This window comes from Clostridium sp. AM25-23AC, assembly GCF_003435125.1.
Taxonomy (GTDB): Bacteria; Bacillota; Clostridia; order Lachnospirales; family Lachnospiraceae; genus Pilosibacter; species Pilosibacter fragilis.
In genome coordinates, this window is record NZ_QWGI01000008.1 from 1 (window position 1) to 17,456 (window position 17,456).

At 50.0% G+C, this 17,456-nt stretch carries 19 protein-coding genes; 2 read left to right on the forward strand and 17 right to left on the reverse strand.

Annotated elements, in window-relative coordinates; genetic code table 11:
• Nucleotides 1-30 precede the first annotated feature (30 nt).
• The 13 genes from fliF to DW677_RS06425 all read right to left on the reverse strand — a co-directional run bounded on the left by fliF (nt 31) and on the right by DW677_RS06425 (nt 11,020).
• Nucleotides 31-1,203, reverse strand: coding sequence for a flagellar basal-body MS-ring/collar protein FliF (fliF, locus tag DW677_RS06370; RefSeq protein ID WP_242992117.1), 1,173 nt, complete (start codon nt 1,201-1,203; stop codon nt 31-33).
• Between the two features lie 63 nt (nt 1,204-1,266).
• Entirely contained in the window at nt 1,267-1,584 is a 318-nt protein-coding gene (gene fliE / locus DW677_RS06375) for a flagellar hook-basal body complex protein FliE (protein WP_015553124.1), read from the reverse strand.
• Nucleotides 1,585-1,620: 36 nt separating this feature from the next.
• Entirely contained in the window at nt 1,621-2,013 is a 393-nt protein-coding gene (gene flgB / locus DW677_RS06380; protein WP_015553123.1) for a flagellar basal body rod protein FlgB, read from the reverse strand.
• A 511-nt stretch (nt 2,014-2,524) separates the two neighbouring features.
• The gene (locus DW677_RS06385; protein ID WP_242992118.1) at nt 2,525-3,562 is read right to left on the reverse strand and encodes an aldo/keto reductase; all 1,038 of its coding nucleotides are present in this window, start codon (nt 3,560-3,562) and stop codon (nt 2,525-2,527) included.
• Nucleotides 3,563-3,641: 79 nt separating this feature from the next.
• Nucleotides 3,642-3,836: a hypothetical protein gene (locus DW677_RS18700; RefSeq protein ID WP_242992119.1), complete on the reverse strand. Its 195-nt coding sequence runs from the start codon at nt 3,834-3,836 to the stop codon at nt 3,642-3,644.
• The gene (locus DW677_RS06390) at nt 3,799-4,509 is read right to left on the reverse strand and encodes a GntR family transcriptional regulator (protein WP_015553120.1); all 711 of its coding nucleotides are present in this window, start codon (nt 4,507-4,509) and stop codon (nt 3,799-3,801) included. The genes DW677_RS18700 and DW677_RS06390 overlap by 38 nt, the downstream gene beginning before the upstream one ends.
• A 14-nt stretch (nt 4,510-4,523) precedes the next feature.
• On the reverse strand, nt 4,524-5,420 hold the full coding sequence (gene ispE, locus DW677_RS06395) for a 4-(cytidine 5'-diphospho)-2-C-methyl-D-erythritol kinase (RefSeq protein WP_117566698.1): 897 nt from the start codon (nt 5,418-5,420) through the stop codon (nt 4,524-4,526).
• Between the two features lie 237 nt (nt 5,421-5,657).
• Nucleotides 5,658-6,362, reverse strand: a complete 705-nt coding sequence (locus tag DW677_RS06400; RefSeq protein ID WP_117469095.1) for a GNAT family N-acetyltransferase — start codon at nt 6,360-6,362, stop codon at nt 5,658-5,660.
• Between the two features lie 139 nt (nt 6,363-6,501).
• Complete coding sequence (locus DW677_RS06405) at nt 6,502-7,032, reverse strand: peptidylprolyl isomerase (protein WP_021904634.1); 531 nt, start codon at nt 7,030-7,032, stop codon at nt 6,502-6,504.
• Between the two features lie 152 nt (nt 7,033-7,184).
• On the reverse strand, nt 7,185-7,964 hold the full coding sequence (locus DW677_RS06410) for an SIMPL domain-containing protein (protein WP_117469094.1): 780 nt from the start codon (nt 7,962-7,964) through the stop codon (nt 7,185-7,187).
• A gap of 266 nt (nt 7,965-8,230) precedes the next feature.
• A complete protein-coding gene (locus DW677_RS06415) occupies nt 8,231-8,749 on the reverse strand; it encodes a hypothetical protein (protein ID WP_147324939.1) in 519 nt (172 codons plus the stop codon).
• A 243-nt stretch (nt 8,750-8,992) separates the two neighbouring features.
• On the reverse strand, nt 8,993-9,367 hold the full coding sequence (locus DW677_RS06420) for a hypothetical protein (protein WP_117566700.1): 375 nt from the start codon (nt 9,365-9,367) through the stop codon (nt 8,993-8,995).
• Between the two features lie 315 nt (nt 9,368-9,682).
• Nucleotides 9,683-11,020 carry an amino acid carrier protein gene (locus DW677_RS06425; RefSeq protein ID WP_117503154.1) on the reverse strand — a complete coding sequence of 446 codons (1,338 nt, stop codon included), beginning with the start codon at nt 11,018-11,020 and terminating at the stop codon, nt 9,683-9,685.
• A 224-nt stretch (nt 11,021-11,244) separates the two neighbouring features.
• Between DW677_RS06425 and DW677_RS06430 the strand changes: the two genes are divergently transcribed.
• Together DW677_RS06430 and DW677_RS06435 are read left to right on the forward strand one after the other, a co-directional pair.
• A complete protein-coding gene (locus DW677_RS06430) occupies nt 11,245-12,234 on the forward strand; it encodes a zinc dependent phospholipase C family protein (protein ID WP_347465601.1) in 990 nt (329 codons plus the stop codon).
• Nucleotides 12,235-12,478: 244 nt separating this feature from the next.
• Nucleotides 12,479-13,183, forward strand: a complete 705-nt coding sequence (locus DW677_RS06435; protein ID WP_158552996.1) for a gamma-glutamyl-gamma-aminobutyrate hydrolase family protein — start codon at nt 12,479-12,481, stop codon at nt 13,181-13,183.
• Nucleotides 13,184-13,412: 229 nt separating this feature from the next.
• On the opposite strand, the gene DW677_RS06440 is transcribed toward DW677_RS06435, so the two are convergent.
• The 4 genes from DW677_RS06440 to rfbH all read right to left on the reverse strand — a co-directional run bounded on the left by DW677_RS06440 (nt 13,413) and on the right by rfbH (nt 17,434).
• Nucleotides 13,413-14,048, reverse strand: coding sequence for a hypothetical protein (locus tag DW677_RS06440; protein WP_015553110.1), 636 nt, complete (start codon nt 14,046-14,048; stop codon nt 13,413-13,415).
• Nucleotides 14,049-14,278: 230 nt separating this feature from the next.
• Entirely contained in the window at nt 14,279-15,256 is a 978-nt protein-coding gene (locus DW677_RS06445; protein ID WP_117503152.1) for a glycosyltransferase family 2 protein, read from the reverse strand.
• Nucleotides 15,249-16,097 carry a LicD family protein gene (locus DW677_RS06450; protein WP_117469087.1) on the reverse strand — a complete coding sequence of 283 codons (849 nt, stop codon included), beginning with the start codon at nt 16,095-16,097 and terminating at the stop codon, nt 15,249-15,251. The genes DW677_RS06445 and DW677_RS06450 overlap by 8 nt, the downstream gene beginning before the upstream one ends.
• Entirely contained in the window at nt 16,094-17,434 is a 1,341-nt protein-coding gene (rfbH, locus tag DW677_RS06455) for a lipopolysaccharide biosynthesis protein RfbH (protein WP_117566701.1), read from the reverse strand. The genes DW677_RS06450 and rfbH overlap by 4 nt, the downstream gene beginning before the upstream one ends.
• Between the last annotated feature and the right edge of the window lie 22 nt (nt 17,435-17,456).

The window sequence follows — 17,456 nt, forward strand, 5'->3', positions numbered from 1 at the left end:
CCTTACTTAGGTTATTTTACAGAAAAAGTTTCATAGGCTCGCAATAGATGTATCATCTGTATCAATAGTAACGCCTACTGTTGTATTTTCCAGAACACCAGGATCGATCTGACGCTGTTCTTTTGTGGAATTATACAGCCACTCTCTTATTGCGCTGTTGTTGGAATATGTATCTGAACCTGCCTGTGTGCCTGTCTGGCCCGTATAACGGGGTGTATCTGCATTAGCATCTGCGCCTGCTGCGCCTCCATTTCCCGAAGACGTACTTCCTGTATTCTCCCCTGCTGTTTCTTCTTTTTCCAGCAGTCCTGTTTTATCATTCTGGTCAACCTTATCCGGAGTGGTATACTGGACTGTTTCCTGGATCAGCTTCTGCATATTCAGTGTGCCTTTTACAGAAACTGCAACTTTTCCCTGTCCATACATTAATTCCAAGACCCGGCGCACATTTCCTGCTATACTTTTTTCTACCTGACTGGTAAGCTCTGCTACATCTTTTCCTGTACCGGCAGTATTACCTGCCTCATCTTCACCGCCGACTTCCATCATGGTAGCAGCATCAAATACAGAAACATTGGTAAAATTCATTCCCTTTACAGCTCTTGCGATCAGGTTCTTGATAGCAGCTGCCTTTGTATCTGTCAGATCCTGTCCGGGATCCATTGTCACCACAACAGAGGCTGATGCATCTGTCTGCTGTGTATCATCCAGTGCATATTTCTGGGTTCCGCCTTCTGCTATGGTCACTTTTGCATCACGTACCCCTTCAAATAATCCGATCTGGGCACCAAGACGATCCTGAAGTTCATACAATGTATATTTTTCCTTATCCTTTTCAGTGCTCATGATTCCCGCATTATTACGGTACATATCATAAGTAAAGCCGCTTTTAGGATATCCTTTGCTTAGCAATTCAGCCCTGGTCTTATCTACTGTATCTGACATTACCTGGACAGAGCCGTTTTTGTCATTGTATCTGTAATCAACACCTTCATCCTGAAGAAGACTTACAACTGCCTGGGCATCATCCGAGCTCATTCCTGTAAACAAGGTACTGTATCCTTTTTTCGTGCCTATATTCAGGACCAGAAGTCCGGCTGCCGCCAGGATAATCGTCCCCGCTGCAATGACTGCGATCATTTTTTTTGTTTTCCCTGGCATCTTCTGCCATGCTTCTTTTAGATTCTGCACTGTTCCATTCATCCTTTGCATTTCCATATATAGCAAATATTAAAAATCTACTGTTCCATTCCATGGCCAGCAGTATTAAACACTCATCTTTAAAATTTCGTTATACGCTTCCATTGCTTTATTTCTAAGAGAGATCATAACTTCCAGGCTCAGTTCTGCTTTTGCCTGGGCGATTGGAAGACTGTGGGCATCTTCTAACTGCCCCGTTGCCAGAAGATACTGTTTCTGTTCTACATCCTTCTGTGTGTCGTAAACATTTTGCACTGTATCTTCAAGCACTGACTGGAACACAGATTTTGTGCCATTTTCTGTTCCTGTTATTTTTTTATCATTCTTTTCAACAGCATCCCACCCTTTCATAGGGGTAATAAACCCATTCACCTGTTCAATCATTTTATATTTTCTCCTTAACTGTATAATTTGTATGATTTAAAAGTTTTTAGCTGCGCTGCGCAGACGTGAAAGATCGCTACTTACAGAACTGATCATAAACTGGTATTCATAAGCTGTTCTTGCCAATTCAACCTGTTCCTGATCCATATCCACATTATTCTCATCCAGTCTGGTTGATTCATTTAAGGTTGTATGGACAGACGGTCTCATATTTTCAATCCCTCTTGCCACATTTTTCATAGAAGTCTTCTTCACAGTAAGAGCAGACCGGATCTTCTGTGCCAGTTCATTCTCAAAGGTCATATATTGTGACTTAAAACCTGGCGTATCAACATTTGCAATGTTGTTCATAGTCAGGTTCTGTCTCATCCATAAGCTGTCCAGGGTTTTTTCTCCAAGTAATAATCCATTTCCATACAAGTCCATCATAAATGTTCATCCTCCTGTGTGGCCGATATAATTTTCTTCAAAAAATACATACCGTTAATATCCCTTGATGGAAGGGGTTACAATTTTCGTATTTTTATCATTATCTATACACTCTATATAATATATAATTCTTATGATTTTTTCAAGTCTTATATTTTTAGCTGCCGCCTTTCTTGTATTGGTAATTTGTCACAAAGTTTTATAGCAATTTGCATTGTCTTTTTATTATATCTATTTATTTTTTTATTTTGCCCATACAATTGTGATTTTGCATAACTCCACCGTTATTTTGCACGTTTTAGATGTTATATTTTGTCAATAAATATACTTTGTTAAGTTTTTTTAATTTTGCTACTATAAATGAGCAAATTTGAAAAATGAAATTTATCAAAAAGCACTTTTGCATATTGACGAATATCGATGTGCAAAATTTGCATGCTCCGCTTTCATCATATGCAAAAAGAGGACAGCCACCCATCCTCTTTTCGCCAAGTCTATCTATTTCCTATCCTTAGAAATTCCCCGGCAGGATCTCCTTACCCGCAAGAACCTCCTCATAATCCTTCAGGTTTCTCTGCAGCAGCTCCGGCGTATTCAGACCATACGGGCACTTGCTCATGCAGTGGCCGCAGTGGAGGCAGTCCTTGATCTTCATCATCTTCGCCTGTACCTCCGGTGTGAGCTGGAGGTGGGACGGGGATCTTCTGAGAAGCAGGGACATTCTCGCGCAGGTGTTGATCTCGATCCCGGCCGGACATGGCATACAGTAGCCGCAGGCACGGCAGAAGCTTCCGAATAACTGTTTTCTGTCATTCTCGATCAGGGTGCGGATCTCGTCGTCCATCACCGGCGGATTGTCGATATAGCTTAAAAATTCGTCAAGCTCATGTTCCTTCTGGACACCCCAGATCGGAAGTACGCTGTCGTACTGTGCCTGAAACGCGTAAGCGGCTCTTGAATTGTTGATCAGGCCGCCGGACAATGCCTTCATGGCAATAAAGCCCATATCTGCCTTTTTGCACTTTTCCATGAGCTCCAGATCCTTCTCGCTGCAGAGATAGCAGAACGGGAACTGTAACGTCGCGTACAGACCGGAATCCACCGCCTCGTTTGCAACCGCAAGGCGATGATTCGTGATGCTGATGAACCGGATCTTTCCCTGTTCCCTTGCCTTTAAAGCAGCGTCATAGAGGCCGGATTCATCGCCCGGCTTCGGACAGACTGCCGGGTTGTGGAACTGGTATACATCGATACAGTCCGTCTTTAAAAGACGAAGGCTTGTCTCGAGATCCTTCCAGAAGCCTTCTGCTGTCGTTGCCGCTGTCTTTGTCGCCAGATAGATATGGTTTCTGACATCACTTAAGGCATATCCGATCTTTTCCTCACTGTCAGAATATGCTCTCGCCGTATCGAAATATGTAATTCCGCCGTCATATGCCTTTCTCAAAAGCTTTGCGGCCTCTTCCTTCGTGATTCTCTGGATCGGAAGCGCGCCGAAACCGTTCTTATTTACCGTGATTCCCGTCTTTCCAAGTGTAACTGTTGTCATGAAGCTTCTCCTTTCTTCCTATCCGTTTGCCCGTAACCTTTTCCCCTATCTGTGACCTTAAGCTACGGGCATGCCAAAGCTACTGCTTTCCTGCGTCCAGCATCTCCTTCAGCGCTTCATCCCCGTCATCGATCCACGCGTCCTCTTCGTCCGCGTTGAGACCGAGGAATTTCGCCAGCGTTCTCTCGTCATCGCTGTTGTTCCACTCATCCACATAGTCATCGATGGCTTCAAATTCAATTTCTCCTGCCAGGTACTTTTCTTTGAATGTCATTTTCCTGCTCCTTCAGATTCTTGAGAATCGTGATCTCCTGATTGTCGATGTGTTCCCGCACAGCCATCTTCGCCTCCTGGATATGGCGCAGCGTCAGTGCCTTTAAAATATGTTCATGCTCCACCATAAGGATCTGGCGCTTGTCCGCGTCCTTAATGTATTCCAGGCGGTAGCGGTACATCTGCTCTCTTAAATTGTTTAAGATCTGGACCAGCTTCTGGTTCTTCGTGCTGTTGTAGATGATCTCATGGAACTGCTCGTCAGTCTGGGCGATCTGCATCGCGTCCCCGTTCCCGATGGCTGCCTTGAAATCAACTTCCGCTTTATTTAATGATTCCAGCTCTTCCGCGGTGATTCTCTGGCATGCAAGGTCGATGGCAAGCTCCTCTAAGGAACGGCGCACCTCCAGAACATCCCGCAGGTTGCTCTCAGAGATCTTCGCAACCTCCGCGCCCTTTCTCGGTATCATGAGGACCAGGCCCTCGAGCTCCAGTTTACGGATCGCCTCACGGATCGGGGTACGGCTCACGCCAAGCCGCTCCGCAAGCTGGATCTCCATCAGGCGTTCGCCCGGCTCCAGCTCTCCTTTTAAAATTGCCTGGCGCAGGGTCTTGAACACAACATCCCGTAATGGCAGATATTCATCCATATTTACTTCAAAATGATTCGTCATCGTGTCTCTCTCCTCTATCTGGCTTTCTTCCGGTTGTAGAATTCAGTCAGGTACACCTGACGGGTCAGACGTCCGCCGTCCGCTTCCCTGAGGGCCTGACAGGCCTTTTCTGCCAGTTCCCTGCCCTTGTATATACCGAATACCGTCGGCCCGCTGCCGCTCATCAGGGAGCCGCAGGCGCCGTTCTCCACCATTATTTCCTTGATTTCCGCAATCTCCGGATGATCCGGGACCGTCACGGTCTCCAGGACATTTCCAAGACGTTCGATCACACCATCCAGGTCACCATTTTTTATCGCCGCCATCATGCCGTCGATATCCGGGTGTTCCTCCGGTGCAAGCTCATTCACGCGCAGTTTTCCGTATACCGCTTTCGTTGACACGGAGATCTGCGGCTTCGCGATCACGAGATGGCACTGCGGAGGTGCCGGGAGCTCTGTCAGGATCTCACCGATTCCTTCCGACAGGGCCGTTCCACGCATGATACAGTACGGAACATCCGCGCCGAGCTTTACACCCCGCTCCATAAGCTCTTTTTTCGTGAATCCAAGATCAAACATCCGGTTCACACCGACTAAAACGGCTGCCGCATCGGTACTGCCTCCGGCCATGCCGGCCGCAACAGGAATATATTTGCGGATCTTTATGGTCACGCCGTCCTTGATTCCCTTTTCATCGAGAAGCAGCTTCGCCGCGCGCCACGCAAGGTTTCCCTCCCCGTCCGGAACGAACGGGAGATTCGTCTCCGTCCTGATCACGCCGTCTTCGGTCCGGTCCATCTCGATCCGGTCGTACAGGTTCACGGTCTGCATGATCATGCGGACCTCGTGGTACCCATCCTCTCTCTTCCGGACCACATCCAGGCCAAGGTTGATCTTGGCATATGCTTTGAGGTCTAAATGGTCTTTCATGTTATCACCTTCTATATTTTCTACACGTGAGTCCTACCATCGGAATGCTTCGCATTCCCAGAAACAAATTTAAAGCTTCTCCTGCAGGCAGGCTTGAGCCGAACCTTTAAGCTTGTTACCTTGGTATCATCAAATTGTATTTGTGTTGTTTGTATACAATGTTTAATATACATGATTGATACACCATTTGACAAGAGAAATCTTGCGGAATTAATGACTTTTTTCCTCAATAAACCTTTATTCCGTCCGCACGAATCCCAGGCTTTCCGCGACCTTCTTTGACACGATGTTTTCCTTCCCGATCCTGACGATAAACTGGACAGTTCCAAACTCTTCCTCAGCGTATTCGATCGCCGCCCGGCATGCCTCTTTCGCGTATCCTTTTCTCCGGTATTCCGGGAAAATATGGTAGCCCAGCTCCAGCGTGTCATCCAGGATATTCTCATCATCCAGGGACAGGACATAATAATCCACATCCCCGATGCCGTCATCCTGCGGGATCCGGAACCCCACAACACCGGTGAGATTTCCGCTCTTCTTTTCCTCGACCGCCCAGAATCCAAACTCAAACACCTCATAATGGTGCTTTGTGTAACCGGCTACCTTCTCCACCGTATCCAGGTCGGCATCCACATGGTTCTCCACGATCTCCTCATAATCGCCTTCCGCGATCTCCCGGATCTTAAGCCGCTCCGTCTCGCAGATCGCCCACGGCAGCCCAAGATGCCTTCTCGCGATCCGCCCCAAAAACTCTTCGTCCGCATCCTCCACATCCGCGATCAATGTGTCCGCCGCGCACCACTCATTCCCCTGTGTGTCTTCTCTCCATAAGCCAACAATGGCCCTCCCGGCAGCCTTTGCCGCCAGGAGAGCCTCGTTTTCATCGGAGAGCAGGACAGGAATTTTCTCACCGTCTACAACTGCATAACGGGTCTCCTGCATAGCATGTCTCCTTTTTTATATTTGCGGCAGTTGTTCCTGCTCCGCCTGCACACCTGCCGAATCTCCTCCGGCAGCTTCTTCCGAATGCATGACAGCTCAAAAACAGTACTCTTCCATGTCTGGAATCCAACTGCCATTTTTATCGGCACTTCTCCGGTTCCGGATACTCTACGCCGAAGGTCTCTGCTGTGATAGATTTGATCTTCTGCTCCTTCATCGGACGGTCGCTGTAATCGGTGCGGACCTCAGCGATCTTGTTTACGATGTCCATACCGTCGATGACCTGACCAAACGCTGCGTATTCACCATTTAAGTATGGAGCGTCCTTGTGCATGATGAAGAACTGGGAGCCTGCGGAGTTCGGGTTCATTGCACGGGCCATGGAGAGAACGCCCTCGGTATGCGCCAGATCGTTCTGGAAGCCGTTGTGGGAGAACTCGCCCTTGATGCAGTATCCCGGGCCGCCCATTCCGTTGCCGTCCGGGCATCCGCCCTGGATCATGAATCCCTTGATCACGCGGTGGAAGATCAGTCCGTTATAGAATCCCTTATTTACAAGACTTAAAAAGTTGTTTACCGTATTCGGAGCAACGTCCGGGTAAAGCTCAGCTTTGATGATATCGCCGTTTGTCATTTCGATGGTAATGACCGGATTTTTCTTTTCTGCCATTGTCTTTCTCCTTTTTAACTGTGGGCTTTTACCGCCTGAACAGTAATTTACATGACTGCCAGGATACTGGACAGCCACTTGATCGTACCCTATATTATACAGGGCATGGTCCTGGATGTCCACTGTTTTCCGGTCCATGCCCTGTGAATTACCTAGTCTCCCATGGAGAACACGATCTTAATATTCGCGCTGACTTCCATCTCTCCCGGCATCACGTTCATATCTGCCGCGGTGTCCTCTGCCCCGGCTGCCTCCATTACAGCGCTTTCCTTTTTCAGGTTCACGCCGCCGTCCACATATCTGCCGTACTGGCTGTCCGAATACTCTTCAATACTCACCACATATCCGAGTGTCCGTCCGCTGGCCTCCGCAAGTGCCTCCGCCTTCGTCCGGGCAAGATCAACTGCTTTCTTTAACGCCTCCGCATACGCGTCATCATATCCGCTGGAATAGTAAGACACGGAATAGATCTCATTCGCCCCGTTTCCGACACCGTTGGAGAGCAGCGTGCCGACCTGGTCCACCGCAACATCGGAGACGGTCACCTCGGTCTGCATCTCGTATCCAATGAGCTTCCTCGTGTTGCTGCTCCAGTCATACCGCGGGTTCAGGTAATATCCGGAGGTCGTGATGGACTTTTCATCGATCCCCTGTCCTTTCAGGTATTCGGTCAGGGAATTTAAGCTCTCCGTATTCTTCTGCTGGCACTCATCTGCAGCCTTCGCCTCAGATCTCACCGCAAACACGATCTTCGCCATATCCGGCACAATCTTCACCGTCTCGCTGCTGTCCATGGTGATCTTTCCGTCCGAGCTGTCTCCCACATTTTCGACCTTCACGGTATCCGGCACAGACACCGTCGTGCTGCATCCCGCAAGAGAAACTGCCATTATCATCGCCAAACCTGCCGCCGCCAATGTTCTTTTCTTCATACTGGATTCCTCCTTATCCCTGAATGGTATGGTTTCACACTCCAAAACATGCCTGCAGATATGCGTATTTCCTGCGTTGACTGTGAACCATACGAAAACACGTCTTTTATATTAAGGAGTATAACAGAAAAACATTGCAGCGTTTTATCTTTTCTCTTACTTTTTTAGGACATTTTCCTGTAGAAAAAATGGCATCCGATAAGCGATCTTTCCTTCTGTTCTATTGAAGCGATATCCGCATACTGCTGGTCGATTTCATTACTCTTTTAAGATTGGTCTTCTATCAATGCATGTAAAATCTCCGGCAGCTCCACAAGCAGGCTCTTCCTGTTCACCCGCTCTGTTCTCCTGTGGATGTCCTTTCCCCATGGGCCCATGAGGACGGCTGGGATATTCAGCTTTCCGATCTCTTCAAAGTCTACCTGGTAGCCGCCGCCCCAGAGCGGAGTCTCGGCGGCGTAGCCGGAAAAGTCCATATCCCCGCAGGTGCCGCAGTAGCTGAGGTCGGAGATTCCTGTAAAGTAGTGGACTTTCTTCACCATGCATCCGGCTGCCTCAGACGCTTTCTTGATCTTTTTGAACTGCCAGCTTCCAACGCCCTCTTTTCCGGTCATCTGGTCGCTGTGGTATGCCGGGTAGAACGGCGGGGCGAAGCCGATGACCATCACCGGCTCTGTGAGTCCGGACCAGTCCAGGACCTCTGTCATCATGTCGATGGTGGCCTGGGGATAATTTGTCTCTCCGCTGCGGATCCGCGCTTCTGTGCGGCCCTTCAATTCCGCCATAAAGCATTCAAAACCATCCACATCCTTTTCGCTGCATTGTCCGGAGAGTTCCGCGAAAGAGAGCACTGTAAATTTCTGCCGCGCTTCGTTCTTTTCTGCATCTTCTTCACTGTCGATGTCCGCATATTTTTCCGATGCCGGGTCTGCAGTATCTGTACTTCCATCAGCTTCCGCCTGAAGTTCTGCGGTTTTTACACATTGCTTCCTGTCCCTTCTCGTCCCGGCCCATGGGTTCCAGATCGATCAGAAGGTCGTAGGAAAGCTTTTCCCTCTCCCGAAGATCCGCAAGAAATCCAGCTGCGCCGCGCATGCCGACGGAATAAGACTCCTCATCCGGAACCGACAAAAACAGTACATTTCCATCCATCCTGCATGTCCCGTCAGAATGATCGTCCGTCCGGATTTCCTATTTCCGCGCACCAGCCCGTAAACCAACGGACGCTTTCTCGCGTCCCCAGGGATCTCCACCGTACCGAAGTTTTCCGGGTATGCCCGAAAATACGGCTGCTCCGCAAGGATCTCCCTAATTGCCTCCGCCGTCTTCCGCTCTTCATCCGTATCCGAAATCCCAGGAACCGATACGAGTCTCTTTAAATATTCATAAACTTTCTCTTCCATCCGGCATCTCTCCTTATATACATGAAAAAAAGCACCCCGCCGAGTGCTTTTCTTCAACAAAATAATTATTTGAAAAAGGGAGGAGAGCTGATAATCACTTATCAGCTCGAGTATTATGAAAAAAATCTTATAAGCAGCATCTATATCAGATGTCTTTCTGTTTATGGTTATATGATATCCATAAAACATGAAGAAATCGTGTGAATTGTGTAAAAGAATTTTGAAGACTTTTTGAACAAGATATGAACACGAAAAAGGGCAATTTTGTACCGCCGTAAGACGTATCGCACACCCCTCTCCGGCGTGAGGCAGCAGCTATGGATCCCGCTTTTCCCCCGGCGCATAGATCTCCCCCGCCAGCAGCACCAGCGCCGCCAGGTTCGGCACCGCCATCAGTCCATTAAAGATGTCCGAGACCTCCCACACCGTCTCCATCGCCCCGAGGCACCCGAGGAACGCCGCCAGAAGATATCCCACCGTGTAGACAGCCGGGATCTTTCCCGAGATCTTCCCGCCAAGATACTCCGCCGCCTGCCGCCCCATATAGTACCATGCGATGATCGTGGAGAACGCGAACAGCACCACGCAGACCGCCACCGCATACCCGCCGGGGCTCCCAAGCGCTGTAAAAAAACAGAGGCTTGTGAGCGATGCTCCGTTCTCCGCCCCGAACTCTGAGGCCGTCCCGCTGCCCGCCACGCAGAGGATCACAAGCGCTGTCAGCGTACAGCTCACGATGGTATCAAAAAATACCTCAAAGATCGCCCACTGCCCCTGAAGCTCCTCCGATGCCATCTCCGCGCTCCCGTTTAACACTGCAAGACTCCCGAGCCCCGCCTCATTGGAAAAGACACCTCTGGCGATCCCATAGCTGACGCATCGGGAGATCCCGTAACCCGCGACTCCGCCAACAGCGCTGCGGAAGGAAAATGCATCCACCAGAATTCCCAGGATCACTCCCGGCACATTCCCGGCATACAGAATGATCACTGCCAGCGCTGCTGCCGTATAAAGCCCCGCAGACAATGGAACAAGCCGCTCCGCCGCGAGAAAGATCCGCCGTCCGCCGCCTGCCAGCACGATACCCGCAAGGACCACAAGGATCATCCCCACTGCAGCCTCTGGGATTCCGTACACATAGGACACCGTCTCCGAGATCGCGTTTGCCTGCACCATGCTTCCCATGCCGAAAGCCGCCGGAATACAGAAAAATCCGTAGAGGACTGCCGCCCTGGGACAGCCCAGCCGCTTTTCGAGATACATCATCGGTCCCGCCATCCATCCGCCGTCCTGTCCTTTTTCCCGGTACCGGATCCCGAGAACTGTCTCCCCGTAAGCCGTCGCCATTCCGAGGAAGGCGGACACCCACATCCAGAACACCGCACCTGGTCCTCCGGCGATCACAGCCGCCGCCACCCCCGTGATATTCCCGGTTCCTATGGTTGCCGCCAGCGCCGTACATGCCGACCGGAAGGATCCCTGATGACTCTTCCTGTCCCTGAGAAGGTTCCCGATCGTCGCGTTCCACCAGCATGGGATCTTCCTGAGCTGAAAGAACCGGATCCGCACACTGTATACGGTCCCCACCATCAAAAACAGTACCGGTGTCCATGGTCCCCAGACAATATCATGGATCTCCCCAATCATATTCATTCCATATCACGCCCTGCAGCCTGACGGCCTCATTTTCTATCCCGCCGCGCATTACCGCCGCCCGCCGCGTTTTTACCTTTTCTATTTCTTACTACGTTTTATTCCCATTTCCACACATCTATGCTATAATAAACACTGTGTCTGCCCATGGCAGCTTTTATTTGCACAAGCAGAAAGCCAAAGTCCGCGCCGGAGCAGGACCTTGGCATTTTCTTTCAAAGGAGATGATTCTTGTGCCCGGATTTACGACTCACTACCTGTTCGGTGTAAAGGCCTACAATGACCTTCCGAACAACTACCTGAAACATGTGATATCCAAATACCGCTGGCTCTACCAGCTTGGTCTCCAGGGACCTGATATCTTCTTTTATAATATCCCGATCCTCCGTCACAGGGACTACCGCAACGTCGGCTCCCATATGCACGAGTATCAGGTAAACGACTTTTTTAAGAACAGCCTCTTAGAGCTCACCGAGATCCACTCGAGACAGCAGAAAGAGGAGGCGGCGGCATTCCTCGCAGGATTCATGTGCCACTATATCTCTGATTCGATCTGCCACCCCTTCGTCTACGGGCGGATCAAGTACCGCACCGATAAGAAAAAGACCGAGTGTCATGGACTCCATGCCGCCCTGGAAAACGATATCGACGCGATCCTGCTCTGGAAGTTCAAGCACAAAAAGCCGTCCGAATTCAACCAGACCGCTTCCCTCTGTTTAAACGCCCAGGAGAGCCAGTTTATCTCCAGATATCTCAGCCGGTGCATCAACCGCACCTACTACCAGATCACAGAGAAAAACAACTTCCAGGTCACAGACGGAATGGTTGCCCGCTCGATCTTCGCGATCCGTTTCGGAAGCCGGATCCTGTCCGATCCCGAGGGACATAAGACCCATGTGATCGGTTCTCTGGAATCAATCTTCCTCAAGCATCCGATCGCTTCTAAAAAGCTTGTGACGGATAAGCTTTCCGCCCAGGTCCGCGATATCCTGAACCTGGACCATGAGGTCTGGACGAATCCATGGGATAATTCCATCGCCTCGACGACGTCATTCCCAGATCTGTACCATCAGACCTTGAAGAAATGCAATGCAGTCTACTATTACCTCAATGCGTTCCTGATCGCGAATGTCCCATCCGGGCCGCCGGATATGTCCGCGCTGTTGGCAGAGCTTGGAAACTATTCCTACCACAGCGGGCTTGATGTAGGATGACCTGCATCATCTGATGCCAGACACGGATCCCGGGAGGCTTCGCTTTCCGGGGCATACCGCTTAAAACGGATGATTTCTGCCCTGTGCTGCAGAATTATCATATACTATCATAGCTGTTTCACTTTTTAAACAGCTGCCATCTATCAACTTCCGCTCTGTCTGTATGAGAGACAGCCGGATCCATTCCGTCAGATTTCACTACGGGGACAGGCAGACGGCAGAAATGGAAAAGGAGAATTACATTATGAAACCATTGATCTTACTGACCGGAGGAACCGGCGCAGCAGCCAACGGAACACCGACATGGGCATTAAACCAGAACTATGCTGAGAATATCCGCCGCGCAGGCGGCATCCCGATCCTTGCAGTCAACAACGACTGTGCTGAGGAATACGCGGATCTCGCTGACGGACTTCTCTTAAGCGGCGGTAAAGACGTTGAACCAAAGCTCTACGGTCAGGAAAAGATGTTTGACTTCGTCATCACAGACCCACAGCGCGACGATCTGGAATACAAGATCATCAAGGCCTTCGTTGACCGCAGGAAACCGATCTGGGGCATCTGCCGCGGAATCCAGATCTTAAACGTATACTTCGGCGGTACTCTCACCCAGGATATCCCGACACAGCTCGGCGGTGATCACTCCAAGGGTGTCTGCCATCAGGTGACGCTCAAGAAAGATTCCATCTTAGGAAACCTTTACGGCGAGTCCATGGAAGTAAACAGCTACCACCATCAGGCCCTCGACAAGCTCGGCGAAGGTCTCCAGGCCATCGCATGGGGCGAGTCCAACGGACACACTTTCACAGAGGCTGTGCAGCACGAGACTCTTCCGATCTGGTCCGTACAGTGGCACCCGGAGCGCATGACCGGCCCGGTTACAAACCCGAAGGAATGTGCCGACTCTCTTCCGATGTTTGAGTACTTCGTGAAGCAGTGTGCAAAATAAGCCGCGTCAATAAACGCAGGTCTGAAATTTAAAACTGAATCCATATATAAACGCCGCATTTATTCTGCCGTTAAGAATAGTGCGGCGTTTGTTACTGTTCAGCAGGTCTGTGCAGACCATAAGAAAATATGACAACAAAAAATGGCAGGACGCTTTCTGGATCACATTGAAAAGCATTCTGCCATTATATTGTCTTAATTATTTATTCTGTCAAAATTATTCCAACTAATTACTTGGAAGCCTTTGTCTCGTCAAGCTTCTTCGGTGAATCGTCTGCAACGTCCTCCGGACCTTCTGCAGCAGTCTCGTTGCTCTTGAGGTCGATCTTCTCTCCGGCCTTGTAGCTCTTATCTACAAGTGCCTTTCCTCCCTCAGTAACAACTTTTACATCAAGGGAGAACTGGTTCCAGAGTGTTCCGAAGGAATCAGTGCTGGAATTCTCAAGATCCATGCTCTGTGCAGCGATGATATCGTTGAACTGCTTAACCATTGTCACAGCATATTCCATAGCGTCATCGTTTGTTGTGTCGTTCTTTACTGTCCATGTGAGACCGATGTTTAATGCGGACTCATCATAAGTGAACTCCATCTTTACAGACTGCGGGAATGCAGATGTGTCGTTGAACAGTCCGTCGCACTCGCTCTGTGCCTGCTCCCAGTCGTACATCGTCGTCTCTACAGTCTCATCCTCTACAAGGAAGTTCTGGTCTCTCGGAAGTGTCTCGTCGTCATCCGTCTCCATTTTTGCCGGATCCACTTCTTCACTTCCGGATACCGGTGCATCTGTTGAAATGCTGCTCTTTGTACATCCGCCAAGGGCAAGAACTACTAAAGACAGCACAGCCATTCTCTTTAATAATTTCATGATAAAATTCCTCCTCTGAATTCAACGGATCTCCCATTATGCTAAATAGAATTTTCCGGGAAATCGGCATACTCACGTATTATATACGATTCCCTTTTATTTTTGAAGTCCTTTTCTCAAATTTACACAAATAATTCATGATTTTGTAATGTTTTTCCAGTGGTTCCGGTGGGAGTCCGCCGATCACAGCTGAAAAAGTTCCTGCCAGGATCATTTTCCATGCATAGAACCTACCGGACATCCTGTCCATCTGTATCTTTGCTTCGGTTTTTTTTGACATTAGCAGTATCTTTCACGATATACACCGGCCTGTCCTTGATCTCCGCAAACAGGATCGCGATATACTCGCCGATGATCCCCACGATCACAAACAACACGGAAAACATAAACGAGATCAGTACCACGATGGTCGCATAGCCGTTCGGCGCCCCATAGATTTTCCAGGTATAGACGGTATAGATCACCATGATCAGTCCGAAAAGCGCTGTGATCACACCGGAATAGATTCCAAGCTTTAACGGCAGATCAGAAAAGCACAGGATCGTGTTGATGGAAAATTTGAACAGACTCTTTAAGCTGTACTTGCTCTCCCCTGCAAAACGCGGTCTCGCCTCGTACTCGATGGTGGTCTTCTCAAAACCGATGCTCTGGACATAGCCCCGCAGGAAGCGGACCTTCTCCCGGTAGTTGTTCCTGAGAACCTCCGCCGCGTTTTTGCTCACCGCAAAAAAGTCCGAGGCGTTGGCCTCAAACTTCACATCGGAGAGATGGTTGATCAGCTTGTAGAATGCCGCGGATGTGACATTCTTCACCAGCCCAGCCGTCTTATTCCTCGTGCGGACCATGCTGATCACTTCATATCCCTCGTCAAATTTTTCCACGATCTCCGGCAGGCACTCCGGCGGATGCTGCAGGTCCGCGTCCATGCAGACGATACCGTCACCGCCCGCATAGTCCAGCCCTGCGATCATCGCCGCCTCATGCCCGAAGTTCCTGGAAAAATTGACGATCTTCACTTTTTCGTCCGACGCCGCGAACTCCTTTAGGATCGAAAGGGACTGATCCCTGCTGCCGTCGTTCACGAACAGGAACTCATAGTCCCAGTTTCCCGGCAGCCTTTTCAGGATCTTCCCTGTCTCTGCATAGAATTCTCTTAGCGCCAGCTCCTCGTTGTATACCGATACAACGACCGAAAGCAGTTTAGTCATAAATTTTGATCTCCATATCGGAATGTTCCGGAATCTGTTTTTCCTCCGGCGGAAGCTTCATGTAGTCGCCGTAAAGCTGCGTCAGAAGCTCATCCCAGCCGGCCGGAGCGTAGAACCTTGTGTCCTCAAAAGGCATCTCAACGACCTCATCGTCCCACTCTCTCTTCATCTCCACATAGAACCAGTTCGGCGCGTAACCCGTGTAGAAATATAACGGGCGCTCTTTCCTGCTGTCCATATGGCACAGGGCATTCCACAGCTTCCAGATCACCGGGAATGGGATCAGCTTTCCGATGGTCGCGAGAACTGCCACAAAAAGCTTCATAACGCCCTTGTAATCGCTGTAATCGATCTCATACCGGTGTCCCAGGGCAAATCCGTAGAGAACGCAGTGGGAGAGCTTTGTGAGCTTCTTCGCGAGCTTTCCCTCCGGAAGTCCGTCCACGATGAACAGGTCCACATTCAGGCGGCTGATCTTATCGTCATAGAACTCCATCTTTCCGGAGTCCTCAAACTTCTGGCTTTTATTGTAGGTCACACGGGAGATAAAGTCGTAGAACGCCTTTCCGCCATGGTACTCGTTCGGCTCCACAAAGGACATGTCCTCCGGCAGCTCCCGTCTTACGACCTTCGCGAACATCTCGTAGTTCTTTCTCGTGAACATGACGTCCACATCGTCATCCCACGGGATGAAGCCGCCGTGGCGCACCGCGCCCAGAAGCGTGCCGGAATCCAGTGCGTACTTGATCTTGTACTTTCTACAGATCCGGTCGATCTCCTTTAAAAGCTTTAAGTTGACCTCATGGACTTTCGTCAGGTCAAAGGATTTTTCTCCGCTCACTGTAACAGCCCCTCTTTAATCACTTTTGCCATATAGTCGATCTTTTCGTCTGTCATTCCCGGATAAACGCCAACCCAGAAGGTGTCACTCATGATCCGGTCCGTATTTTCCAGGGTTCCTACTACGCGGTAGCCCTTTTTCTCTGCTCTCATCTCGTCGAAGCACGGATGCTTAATGAGGTTTCCGGCAAACAGCATTCTCGTCTGGATGCCTTTGCTCTCGATGTACTGGACGAGTTTATTTCTGTCAGTTCCCTCTTTACATGTGATCAGGAAGCCGAACCAGCTTGGTCTGGAATTCTCAGCCGGTACCGGAAGGATCAGACGGTCCTCTGTCTCAGCGAGAGCTGCTCTCAGGCGGTCGAAGTTGTGGCGTCTGCGCTCCACGAAGGTCGGGAATTTCTCGAGCTGGGCACATCCGATGGCTGCCTGGAGGTCTGTGGCTTTCAGGTTATATCCGAAATGGGAATATACATATTTGTGGTCATAGCCAAGCGGAAGCTCACCGTACTGTCTGTCAAAGCGGTGTCCGCAGAGGTTGTCATGTCCGGACGGGCAGACACAGTCACGGCCCCAGTCGCGGAAGGAACGGATGATCTTGTTTAACAGCGGATTGTCCGTGTAAACGGCTCCGCCCTCACCCATGGTCATGTGGTGCGGCGGATAGAAGCTGGATGTTCCGATATCGCCTACGGTTCCGGTGAATTTCTCCTCACCGTTGATGGTGTATCTGGAGCCTAACGCGTCGCAGTTGTCCTCAACGAGCCACAGGTTATGTTTCTCACAGAATTCCTTCACTGCCTTTAAATCGAACGGGTTTCCGAGTGTATGGGCGATCATGACTGCCTTTGTCTTATCGGAAAGTGCCGCCTCTAACTTCGTGACATCGATATTGTACTGCGGGATCGTCACGTCAACGAACACCGGGACAGCGCCATACTGGATCGCTGGAGTTACGGTGGTCGGGAAACCTGCCGCAACAGTGATGATCTCGTCCCCGCGCTTTACACGGCGCTCGCCGAGAAGCGGGGATGTAAGTGTCATGAATGCGATCAGATTTGCGGAGGAACCGGAGTTTACGAGGGCGCAGTAGCGCACACGAAGGTACTCCGCGAGTTTTTTCTCGAACTCATCCGTGTAACGTCCGGATGTAAGCCAGAACTCCAGGGAGCTGTCCACAAGGTTTACCATCTCCCTGCTGTCGTACACACGGGACGCGTACGGAATACGGTCTCCCTCATGGAATTCCTTTTTCTGGTTATGGAATTTATTGGCATATTCGGCTACGAGGTCAAGGATCTCTTTTCTTGCCTCCGCCTCTGTCTTGTTTTCAAACATAACTTTTTCCTTTCCTGATGAT

Bases quoted from the DNA above. Each gene is read 5' to 3' on its own strand.
- DW677_RS06445 (WP_117503152.1), bottom strand. From the start codon at position 15,256: ATGACTAAACTGCTTTCGGTCGTTGTATCGGTATACAACGAGGAGCTG.
- flgB (WP_015553123.1), bottom strand. From the start codon at position 2,013: ATGATGGACTTGTATGGAAATGGATTATTACTTGGAGAAAAAACCCTG.
- DW677_RS06400 (WP_117469095.1), bottom strand. From the start codon at position 6,362: ATGCAGGAGACCCGTTATGCAGTTGTAGACGGTGAGAAAATTCCTGTC.
- DW677_RS06430 (WP_347465601.1), top strand. From the start codon at position 11,245: ATGATTCTTGTGCCCGGATTTACGACTCACTACCTGTTCGGTGTAAAG.
- DW677_RS06415 (WP_147324939.1), bottom strand. From the start codon at position 8,749: ATGGCGGAATTGAAGGGCCGCACAGAAGCGCGGATCCGCAGCGGAGAG.
- fliE (WP_015553124.1), bottom strand. From the start codon at position 1,584: ATGATTGAACAGGTGAATGGGTTTATTACCCCTATGAAAGGGTGGGAT.
- DW677_RS06435 (WP_158552996.1), top strand. From the start codon at position 12,479: ATGAAACCATTGATCTTACTGACCGGAGGAACCGGCGCAGCAGCCAAC.
- DW677_RS06420 (WP_117566700.1), bottom strand. From the start codon at position 9,367: ATGGAAGAGAAAGTTTATGAATATTTAAAGAGACTCGTATCGGTTCCT.
- DW677_RS06425 (WP_117503154.1), bottom strand. From the start codon at position 11,020: ATGAATATGATTGGGGAGATCCATGATATTGTCTGGGGACCATGGACA.
- fliF (WP_242992117.1), bottom strand. From the start codon at position 1,203: ATGAATGGAACAGTGCAGAATCTAAAAGAAGCATGGCAGAAGATGCCA.
- rfbH (WP_117566701.1), bottom strand. From the start codon at position 17,434: ATGTTTGAAAACAAGACAGAGGCGGAGGCAAGAAAAGAGATCCTTGAC.
- DW677_RS06440 (WP_015553110.1), bottom strand. From the start codon at position 14,048: ATGAAATTATTAAAGAGAATGGCTGTGCTGTCTTTAGTAGTTCTTGCC.
- DW677_RS06410 (WP_117469094.1), bottom strand. From the start codon at position 7,964: ATGAAGAAAAGAACATTGGCGGCGGCAGGTTTGGCGATGATAATGGCA.
- DW677_RS06390 (WP_015553120.1), bottom strand. From the start codon at position 4,509: ATGACGAATCATTTTGAAGTAAATATGGATGAATATCTGCCATTACGG.
- DW677_RS06385 (WP_242992118.1), bottom strand. From the start codon at position 3,562: ATGACAACAGTTACACTTGGAAAGACGGGAATCACGGTAAATAAGAAC.
- ispE (WP_117566698.1), bottom strand. From the start codon at position 5,420: ATGAAAGACCATTTAGACCTCAAAGCATATGCCAAGATCAACCTTGGC.
- DW677_RS18700 (WP_242992119.1), bottom strand. From the start codon at position 3,836: ATGACATTCAAAGAAAAGTACCTGGCAGGAGAAATTGAATTTGAAGCC.
- DW677_RS06405 (WP_021904634.1), bottom strand. From the start codon at position 7,032: ATGGCAGAAAAGAAAAATCCGGTCATTACCATCGAAATGACAAACGGC.